Annotated in this window: 8 protein-coding genes; 5 read left to right on the plus strand and 3 right to left on the minus strand. The window is 75.0% G+C overall.

The window, feature by feature from the left end:
- Nucleotides 1-459 (plus strand): sensor histidine kinase (locus tag VM95_RS36260; RefSeq protein ID WP_045705281.1); only part of this gene is annotated, 459 nt, incomplete at its 5' end.
- Here the strand turns inward: VM95_RS36260 and VM95_RS36265 are convergent.
- The gene (locus VM95_RS36265) at nt 422-934 is read right to left on the minus strand and encodes an SgcJ/EcaC family oxidoreductase (RefSeq protein WP_045705283.1); all 513 of its coding nucleotides are present in this window, start codon (nt 932-934) and stop codon (nt 422-424) included. The two genes, VM95_RS36260 and VM95_RS36265, sit on opposite strands and share 38 nt — an antisense overlap.
- 231 nt (nt 935-1165) lie before the next feature.
- On the opposite strand from VM95_RS36265, the gene VM95_RS36270 reads away from it, so the two are divergent.
- Nucleotides 1166-2230 carry a DUF2332 domain-containing protein gene (locus VM95_RS36270; RefSeq protein ID WP_045705285.1) on the plus strand — a complete coding sequence of 355 codons (1065 nt, stop codon included), beginning with the start codon at nt 1166-1168 and terminating at the stop codon, nt 2228-2230.
- A 152-nt stretch (nt 2231-2382) separates the two neighbouring features.
- Complete coding sequence (locus tag VM95_RS36275) at nt 2383-3195, plus strand: MerR family transcriptional regulator (RefSeq protein ID WP_045705286.1); 813 nt, start codon at nt 2383-2385, stop codon at nt 3193-3195.
- 76 nt (nt 3196-3271) lie between these two features.
- Here VM95_RS36275 and VM95_RS36280 read toward each other — a convergent pair whose 3' ends face one another.
- Both VM95_RS36280 and VM95_RS36285 read right to left on the minus strand, forming a co-directional pair.
- A complete protein-coding gene (locus tag VM95_RS36280) occupies nt 3272-5665 on the minus strand; it encodes an FtsX-like permease family protein (protein WP_045705288.1) in 2394 nt (797 codons plus the stop codon).
- Nucleotides 5662-6408, minus strand: a complete 747-nt coding sequence (locus VM95_RS36285; protein WP_045705291.1) for an ABC transporter ATP-binding protein — start codon at nt 6406-6408, stop codon at nt 5662-5664. Before VM95_RS36285 ends, VM95_RS36280 begins: the two co-directional genes overlap by 4 nt.
- A gap of 223 nt (nt 6409-6631) precedes the next feature.
- Here VM95_RS36285 and VM95_RS36290 point away from each other — a divergent pair, with 223 nt between their 5' ends.
- Nucleotides 6632-8143 (plus strand): sensor histidine kinase, encoded by a 1512-nt coding sequence (locus VM95_RS36290; RefSeq protein WP_078861122.1) that lies wholly within the window; start codon nt 6632-6634, stop codon nt 8141-8143.
- Nucleotides 8095-8742 (plus strand): LuxR C-terminal-related transcriptional regulator, encoded by a 648-nt coding sequence (locus tag VM95_RS36295; protein WP_045705293.1) that lies wholly within the window; start codon nt 8095-8097, stop codon nt 8740-8742. The genes VM95_RS36290 and VM95_RS36295 overlap by 49 nt, the downstream gene beginning before the upstream one ends.
- The last annotated feature ends 68 nt before the right edge of the window (nt 8743-8810 follow it).

Consider the following 8810-nt stretch of genomic DNA (forward strand, 5'->3'; position numbering starts at 1 on the left):
CGGTCGTCCGTACCGGCCGTGCTCGCCGGGCCGGGCGGGCTGGAACAGGTGCTGGACAACGTGCTCTCCAACGCCCTGGAAGTCTCGCCGGACGGCGGCACCATCACCGTGCGGATCACCGCCGGTGCCGCCGGTGGCTCCCACGACCCCGGCGGCGCGGACGCCGGGACCACGGTGCTGGAGGTGCTGGACCAGGGGCCCGGGATGACCGACGCCGAGAAGTCCCGGGCCTTCGACCGGTTCTGGCGCGGGCAGGGCCTCACCGGGCGCTCCGGCTCGGGCCTCGGGCTCGCCATCGTCAAGCAGTTGGTCACCGACGACGGCGGCACCGTGGTCCTCGCGGACGCGCCCGGCGGCGGCCTCTGCGTACGGATCACGCTGCGCAGCGCCGCCCGGGGCGCGGTGGCCCGGGGCGCCGCGGTCAGCCCTCGGCGGGGAGCACCGAGGAGTGGTGGTTGACGATCAGCCACTTGCCGCCGCGCTTCTCGTACTCGTAGCTGTAGCGGGCCTCGATCTGCTTGGCGGCGCCGGTGGCCGGGTCGGTCAGGTAGAAGCGGTAGAGGCCCGCGTCGACGGCCGAGGTGGCGTCCAGGACGTTGATCACCGAACGGATCTTCTCGCCGCGCGGCTTCTTCTGCAGGAAGTGCTCGAAGTAGTCGACGATCCCGGCGCGGTCGGTGCGGATCACCGGCGAGGCGGTGGGCAGCAGGACGGCGTCCGGGGCGTAGCGGTCCGCGACCTGCTTCGCGTCGCCGGTCCGCAGCGCGGCGTTCCACTGGTCGAAGAGCGCGGCGATCTCGCGCTCGGACGCCTTGCCGCGCCGGCTCGACTCCTCCCCCGCCTGGGCCGCCCCGACCCCGGCGGTGAAGGTGCCGACCGCGGCCACCACGGCGGCGGTGCCGAGCACGGCGCGGGTACGGAGCTTGGACTTCATCGGGCCTCCTGGGGGCGGTGGGTCACGGCCGCGCCCCACCGGTGTGACCGGCGTCGCTGCGGCGATCTCGGTGATCGTTAAGGTCTGTTCCGGCGGGACCGACTCGCTCCGGGCGGGCCCGTTCTCCGGTGCACCCACTCTCGTGGCGGCCCGGTAAGCGGCCGTCCAGCGGACGGCAAAGGCACGGCCAAGGCTGCGCCAAATTCCTTCAGGGGAAAGGGAATACGGATCGTGGACAGTGATGCGAAGGGCCTCTACCGGAGGTTCGCCGAGCGGGAAGCGCGCGGAAACTCGCCGGTCTACCAGGAGTTGGCCGAGCGCGTGGCGCAGGACGGGCCGCTGCTCGCGCTGTTGGAGCGACTGCCGGACGCCAAGCGGCAGCCGAACCTGCTGTTCGGCGCCGTCCGCCACCTGGGCGGCCCGGTGACGGAGGGCTGGCCGGCCTTCCGCACCTGGGTCACCGCGCACTGGGCCGAGGTGTCGGCGACCATGCTGGAACGCCGGACCCAGACCAACGAGGCGGGCCGCTGCGCCACCCTGCTGCCGCTGCTGGCGACGCTGCCGCAGCCGCTCGCACTGATCGAGGTGGGAGCCTCGGCCGGCCTGTGCCTGTACCCGGACCGGTACCGGTACCGGTACCGGTACCTGGCGGCGGGGGGAGCGGGCGTGCCTGCGGGCGAGTCCGGCGAGTTCGGCGAGTCCGGCGAGTCCGGCGAGTTCGAGGAGGGCGGCGCGTTCGGCGCCGAGGGCAGTGCGGTGGTGCTGGACTGCACGGTCAGCGGGCCGGTGCCGCTCGGTGCGTCGCTGCGGGAGCGGCTGCCCGAGGTGGTGTGGCGGGCCGGGATCGACCTCAATCCGCTGGACGTCCGGGTCGAGGAGGACGTGCGCTGGCTGGAGTCGCTGGTCTGGCCGGAGCAGACCCACCGACTGGAGCGGCTGCGCGGCGCCGTCCGGATAGCCCGGGCCGAACCGCCGCTGCTGGTGCGCGGCGATCTCAACGCCACGGTACGGGAGTTGGTGGCCCGGGTGCCGGCGGGGGCGACGCCGGTGGTGTTCCACAGTGCGGTGCTCGCGTACCTGCCGCCGGAGGCGCGGGAGGAGTTCGCGGCGACCATGCGCGAGCTGCCCGGGCACTGGATCTCCAACGAGGCGGTCTCCGTGCTGCCGACCGTCGCCGGCCGCCTGCCCCGCCCGGCCCCCGAGGGGTCCGGGCTGTTCGTCCTCGCCCTGGACGAACAGCCGGTGGCCTTCACCGGCCCGCACGGGCAGTCGCTGGACTGGTTCGGCGCGGCGTGAACCGGGCGGGGTCCGGGCCCGCGAGCGCGAGGCCCAGGGGCCGGTTCGCCGCTCGGGCTTGAAGCTGCCGCAGCGGTAGCTTCTACCGTCGTGACCAGGGCCGGAGCCTCCGGCCCTGGTCCACGCGAACGTGGGACGGGAGAGGAGACGGCATGACCACCTGGCCGATCGCCGAGGTCGCCCGGCTGTCCGGGGTGACCGCTCGGACCCTGCGGCACTACGACGAGATCGGGCTGCTGCCCCCGGCCGGGATCGGCTCCAACGGCCACCGCTACTACGAGGAGCGGCAGTTGCTGCAGCTGCAGCAGATCCTCGTGCTGCGGGCGCTGGGCGTGGGGCTGGGCGAGATCGCCCGGATCCTCGGCGACCAGGTCGACGAGCTGGCGGCCCTGCGCGGCCACCACCAGCGGCTGGTCGCCGAGCGCGACCGGCTGGACGTCCTCGCCGCCACCGTCTCCCGCACGATCGCCGACCTGGAACGCGCCCGAGAGGACGGCACCCCCATGACCGCCATCAACCGACCGGAGAACCTGTTCGAGGGCATCCAGCCCGCCGACGTCGACGCGAGCCTGCGTGACTTCCCCGAGCACGCCGAGGCGGCCCGGCGCGCGACCGCCGCGATGAGCCCGGCCGAGATCGAGGCCGGCCAGCGCGAGCGGACCGCGCGGATGGTCCGGCTGGCGGAGCTGATGGCCGCCGGCCGGCCCGCCGACGCCGGGCCCGTCCAGGACATGATCGACGAGGAGTACCGGCTGCTCGGCGCCCTCCGCTCGGGCGCCGGAACCGGCCCGGTGGCCGGCCCCGCAGCCGCCCCGGTGGCCGTCCCGGTGACGGAGTACCTCGCGATCGCCCGCTCCTGCACGGAGAACGAGCAGTGGCGCGCCGCCTACGAGGCGATCGCCCCCGGCCTGGCCGCGTACCAGCGGGCGGCCATGGAGGCCTACGCGGCGGCACTGACGGCCTGAGCCCGGGCCTGACGGCGGCCGGGGAGGGCAGCGGCCGGGGCGGGTGACGGCCGGGGCCGGTGAGCGGACCCGGCCGTCACTCCGTCCGCAGCGCCGTGACCGTCCTGGTCCGGGCCGCCCAGGTGGCGGGGAGGGCGGCGCCGAGCAGCGCCAGCACCAGGCCGCCGAGTATCAGCGGACCCACCACCGACAGGTCGAACACCGTGAGGTCCGCCTCGGGCACCCCGACCCCGGCGGCGCGCGCCATCGCGGGCATGACCGCGTGGTGCACCAGGATCCCGAGCGGCACCCCGATCAGCCCGGCCACCAGCCCGCTGCCGCAGACCGAGGTGAGCACCATGCCGACCGTCTGCCGGGGCGACATGCCGAGCGCCTTGAGCACCCCGAGGTCGTGCACCCGCTCCCGGGTGTCCAGCAGCACCGTGTTGAGCACCCCAAGCCCCGCGACCACGGAGAGCAGCACGGTGAGCGTCACGGCCAGGGTGTTCATCGCCAGCATGACGATGCTGATGTGCTGGCCGCCCGGCTCGGCGGTCAGGCCCATCGGGCTGACGGCCTCGTCGAGCGCGTCCGCGTACGCGTGGGCGTCGGTGCCCGGAGTGAGGTCGATGTGGAAGGAGCTCGCCTCGGTGTGGACGGTGTTGCCGAGCGGAGCCAGCGTGGCCCGGTCGACGAACACCATGTCGTCCGTCGCGAGGATCTCACCGGTGATCTTCGTCGGGACGGAGCGGCCGTGGTCGGTGAGGGCGATGGTGTCCCCGACCTTCGCCTGGTTGGCGCGGAGGAAGGTGGCACCGACCACGATCTCGCCGGGGCCCTGGAACCAGCGGCCGGAGACCAGCTGGTAGCCACTGCGGGAGGTGTCCCCGGAGAACGCCACCACCTGGGAGCGGCTGGTGCTCCCGGCCGGCACGGCCGTGCTCGGCGCGCTGCTGTACCAGGCACGGACGCCGGGGCGGGCCTCGATCGCCTTGGCCACGGCCGCCTCGTCCACGTGGTCGACCGGCGTGGAGCCGTCGAACGGGACCTCGACCAGGACCTGGTCGGACCGGCCGGCGGTCAGCCCGTCCTGGAAGGCGCCGAGCGAGAGGGTCAGGCCGACGGAGAGCGTCACCCCGATCGTGCCGAGGGCCACCGCGGCGGCCGTGGTCACCGAGCGGGCCGGCCGGTTGAGCGGGGTCGCCAGCCCGAGGCTGAACGCGCGCGGCACCGGAAGTCGGCCGATCAGCTCACGGCCCCGGGCGACCCGGCCATCGGTGCCCCCGCGCCGAGCCGACCGGCCCCGGTCGGCCGCGCCCCCGGTGCCCGTCCCGGCCCGGCCGACCGCGAGCGCCTCCACCGTGCGCAGCCGCCCGGCCCGCAGCGCGGGCACCAGCGCGGTGCCCGCCACGGCCGCCAGTGCCACGACCGCGACGACCACGTCCACCCAGAGCGGGATGCCGAGCAGGCCGCCGCGCAGCGCCTTGTGGGCCAGGCCGAGGACGGGCACCGAGAGCAGGTTGCCGCCGAGCACGCCGAGCGCGGTGCCCACCCCGGCGGGGATCAAGGCCTGCCCCACGTAGGCGCGGGCCACCTGGGCCGGGGTGAAGCCCAGGGCCTTGAGGATGCCGATGCGCCGGGTGGCGGCGCCGACCGCGCCGCTGACCACCACGCCGATGATCAGGACCGACATGGCCAGACCGAGCACCCCGAAGGCCGTGACGAACGGGACGAAGGTGGAGGCCGTCCGGTTGGCCGCCTCCTGGGCCGGGCGGTAGGAGGTGACCCGGGCGAGGGCGCCGCCCGGCACCGCGGCGGCGAGCGCGGCACGGTCGGCCGTCACCTCGGCGTCGGTGCCGGCGTGGGCGAAGCGGTACAGGTACTGGGCGGCGGGCACCGTACCGGGCGCGGTGAGCCCGGCGACCTGCTCGGGGGCGATCCAGCCGTCCGCACTCCAGGAGACGGAGGAGGCCAGGCCGACCACTTTGAGCACGGGTTTCCCGGGCAGGTCGGGGAACTGCATGCTGTCGCCGACCGCCAGCGGGGAGTGCCCGTCCAGGAACACCACCTCGCCGGGGCCCGCGACCCACCGGCCCGTGGTGATCCGCAGGCCGTCCATCGGGCCGTCCTGCGCCCGGCCGACCAGCGTCATCGGCGGGAGCGGGCTGCCGGGCGGCGGGACCTTCGTGTCGGTGCCGGCGTGCGCCTGCACGGTGAGCGCCGGGTAGGGGCCGGAGGAGGCCGTCACGCCCGGCGCGCCGGCGGTCGCGGCGAGCTGGGCCGGGCTCGCCTTGGCAGGGTCGTACAGCACGTTGAGGTGGGCGCCGTGCTGCGCGGTGAAGGAGCGCTGGTACGGGCCCTGGGCGGCGACCAGCAGCCCGGTCGCGAGGATGCACGCCGTCACGGACATCATCGTGGTGAGCACCATGACCAGGGTCTGCACCCGCTTGCGGCCGACGCCGGCCCGCACCACCTTGCTCAGGGCGCTCATCGCACCGCCTCCGGGCTCGGCACGTCCGCCGTGTCCCGCACCAGCCGGCCGTCGAGCAGCTCGATCGTCCGGCGGGCGCAGGCCTCGGCGAGCGCGGTGTCGTGGGTGACCAGGAGGATCGTCTGCCCCTCCTCGTTGAGCCCGCGCAGCAGGTCGCGGACGTCCGCGGCGGAGGCGGTGTCCAGCGCCCCGGTCGGCTCGTCGGCCAGCAGCAGCGGCGGCCGGTTCATCAACGCCCGGGCCACCGCCACGCGTTGGCGCTCGCCGCCGGAGAGCCGGCCCGGGAAGGCCCTGGCGTGCCGGGCCACCCCCAGCCGCTCCAACAGCTCCTCGGCCCGGGCGCGGGCCTGCTCCCGGCGCATCCCCGCCAACTGCGCCGGGAGCAGCACGTTGTCCAGCACGTTCAGGTCGTCCAACAGGTTGAAGAACTGGAACACCATGCCGATCCGGGTGCGCCGGTACTCGGCGAGCGCGGCCTCGCCCAGCTCGTGGACAGCCACGCCGTCCACCTCCACGCGGCCCTCGCTCGGGCGGTCGAGGCCCGCGATCAGGTTGAGCAGGGTCGACTTCCCGCTGCCCGAGCGGCCGAGCACGGCCAGCGCCTCGCCGGCCCGCACCTCCAGGTCGATCCCGGCCAGCGCGGGGCGGGCGGCGTCGGATCGGTCGTACGTCCTGCTGACGCCGCGGATCCGGATGATCGGCGCGTTCACGGGCCCTCCATGCTTCGAACTCCGGCCCGGCATGTCCGGTCCGGCTGACGGAACATGACGCTACGTAGTCTCGACGGGGTGTCGACAGCCGCCTACGCGGCCTCTCGCAGGTGTATCCAGATACACCTCGAACTGGGTGTTCAGGCCTAGAGCGCCGGGCCTTCCCAGCCGTGCAGACTTGGCCACCGGCGGGACCGGAGGATCGGGATCCGGGGCTGGGCTCCGGGTTGAGAGGGGGTGCGACATGGGTGCGGGCATGGTGGCTGGAATCGTGGGCGCGAGCATCGCGGGTGCGGGCGTCGTGAGCGAGGTCGTGACGGGTTCGGGGGTCGTGGGCAAGGCCGCCCGGCGGGTGGGGCGCGCCTGCCTGGACGGCCTGCGGGCCTGGTACGCGGTGACGCTGGCGGTGACGGGGCTGGTCGCGCTGCTGGCCGGGCCGGTCCTGCTGGTGTCCGCGCTGTTCGGGCCGGAGGAGTCACGGCCGTTCGGGCCGGGCGGGCCGCTGATCCTGCTGGTCCCGACCGGGCCGGTCGCACTCTGGGCGCTGTGCTGGGCCACCGGGGGCGGCGGCCGGGCGGTCGGGGCCGCCCTGTTCGCCCCGGGCGCGCTCGCGGTGACGGCCACCCACCTGTACGGCGGCGCCGCGCCCGGCGGGCGGTCCGTGTCGTTCTGGCTGGCGCCGGCGATGGTGGTGTTCGGGCTGCTCGGCACGCGCTGGGCGGCGGCCGAGGGCAGGCGCGTCGTGGGGCGGTGGAGCGGGCAGCCGATCCCGCTGCCGTACCACCGCGCGCCCGGCGCCTGCGGCCCGTGGCAGCGGCTGCGGACCGGCGGCTGGCTGACCGACCCGGCGACCTGGCGGGACCTGGCCTGGGTGCTGCTCACCGGCTGGGCCGCGCTGGCCACCGCCGCCGTGGTGGTCCTCACCCCGGTCGCCCTGGAGGTCCTCGGGCGGAACGGGCCGCTCGTCCCGCTCGGCATCCTCTACGGGATGGGGATCTGCGTCGCCCCGCTCGCCGCGCTCTGGGCCGCCCCGCCGGTACTGCGACTGCACGAGCGGTCCGCGCGGGCGCTGCTCGGGCCGTCCCGGCAGGCCGAACTCGCCCGCCAGGTCAGCCACCTGACCCGGACCAGGGCGGACACCATCGACGCCGGGGCGGCCGAGCTGCGCCGGATCGAACGGGACCTGCACGACGGGGCGCAGGCCCGGCTGGTGGCCCTCGGCATGCTGCTGACCGTGGCCGAGCAGCTGAAGGAGGATCCGGAGGCCCTCGGGCCGCTGCTGACCGAGGCCAGGCTGTCCTCCGTGAAGGCCCTGGGCGAACTGCGGGACCTGGTCCGGGGCATCCATCCCCCGGTACTGGCCGACCGGGGCCTGGCCGACGCGGTGGAGGCCACCGCGCTGGACCTCCCCCTGCCGGTCACCTTCACGGGCGGCCTGCCCGGCCGGGCGCCGGCCCCGGTGGAGTCGGCCGCCTACTTCGCGGTGAGCGAGCTGCTGGCCAACGTGGTGAAGCACGCGGGCGCCTCGCGCGTGTGGATCGAGATAGGGCACAGTGACGGGCTGCTGGGGATATCGATCACCGACGACGGGCGCGGCGGCGCCGACCCGTCCCGGGGCACCGGCCTCAGCGGAACCGAACGCCGACTGGCCGCCTTCGACGGGGTGCTCGCGATCAGCAGTCCGCCCGGTGGCCCGACCATCGTGAACCTGGAGATCCCGTGCGCGTTGTCATCGCCGAAGACCTCTTCCTCCTCCGGGACGGGCTGACCCGGCTGTTGGAGGCCAACGGGATGAAGGTCACCGCGGCGGTCGAGACCGGCGACCAACTGCTCGCCGCGGTGGCCGCCGACCTGCCGGACATCGCCGTGGTCGACGTCCGGCTGCCGCCGACCTTCACCGACGAGGGCCTGCGGGCGGCGCTGGCGGCCCGACAGGCCCACCCGGGCCTGCCCGTCCTGGTGCTGTCGCAGTTCGTGGAGCAGCTGTACGCCCGCGAGCTGCTGGCCGGCAGCACCGGCGGGATCGGCTACCTGTTGAAGGACCGGGTGCTGGACGGCGCCACCTTCATCGACGCGATCCAGCGCGTCGCCCAGGGCGGCACCGCGATGGACCCGGAGGTGATCACCCGGCTGCTCACCCACACGTCCTCCGCCGGGCCGGTCTCCACCCTCTCCCCGCGCGAACGGCAGGTCCTGGGGTTGATGGCGGAGGGCCGGTCCAACGCGGCGATCGCCCAGCAACTGGTGATCACCGAGCGGGCGGTGGCCAAGCACACGGCCTCGATCTTCGTCCGGCTCGACCTCCAACCCTCCGACGACGACAACCGCCGGGTCCTGGCCGTCCTGGCCTACCTCAACAACTCCTGACCCCGCCCACGACCCCGCCCCACCACGCCCCGCCCGCGCCCCCGCCCCCGCCCCAACCTGAACCACAC

It is taken from the genome of Streptomyces rubellomurinus (assembly GCF_000961885.1).
In the GTDB taxonomy this organism is placed as follows: domain Bacteria; phylum Actinomycetota; class Actinomycetes; order Streptomycetales; family Streptomycetaceae; genus Kitasatospora; species Kitasatospora rubellomurina.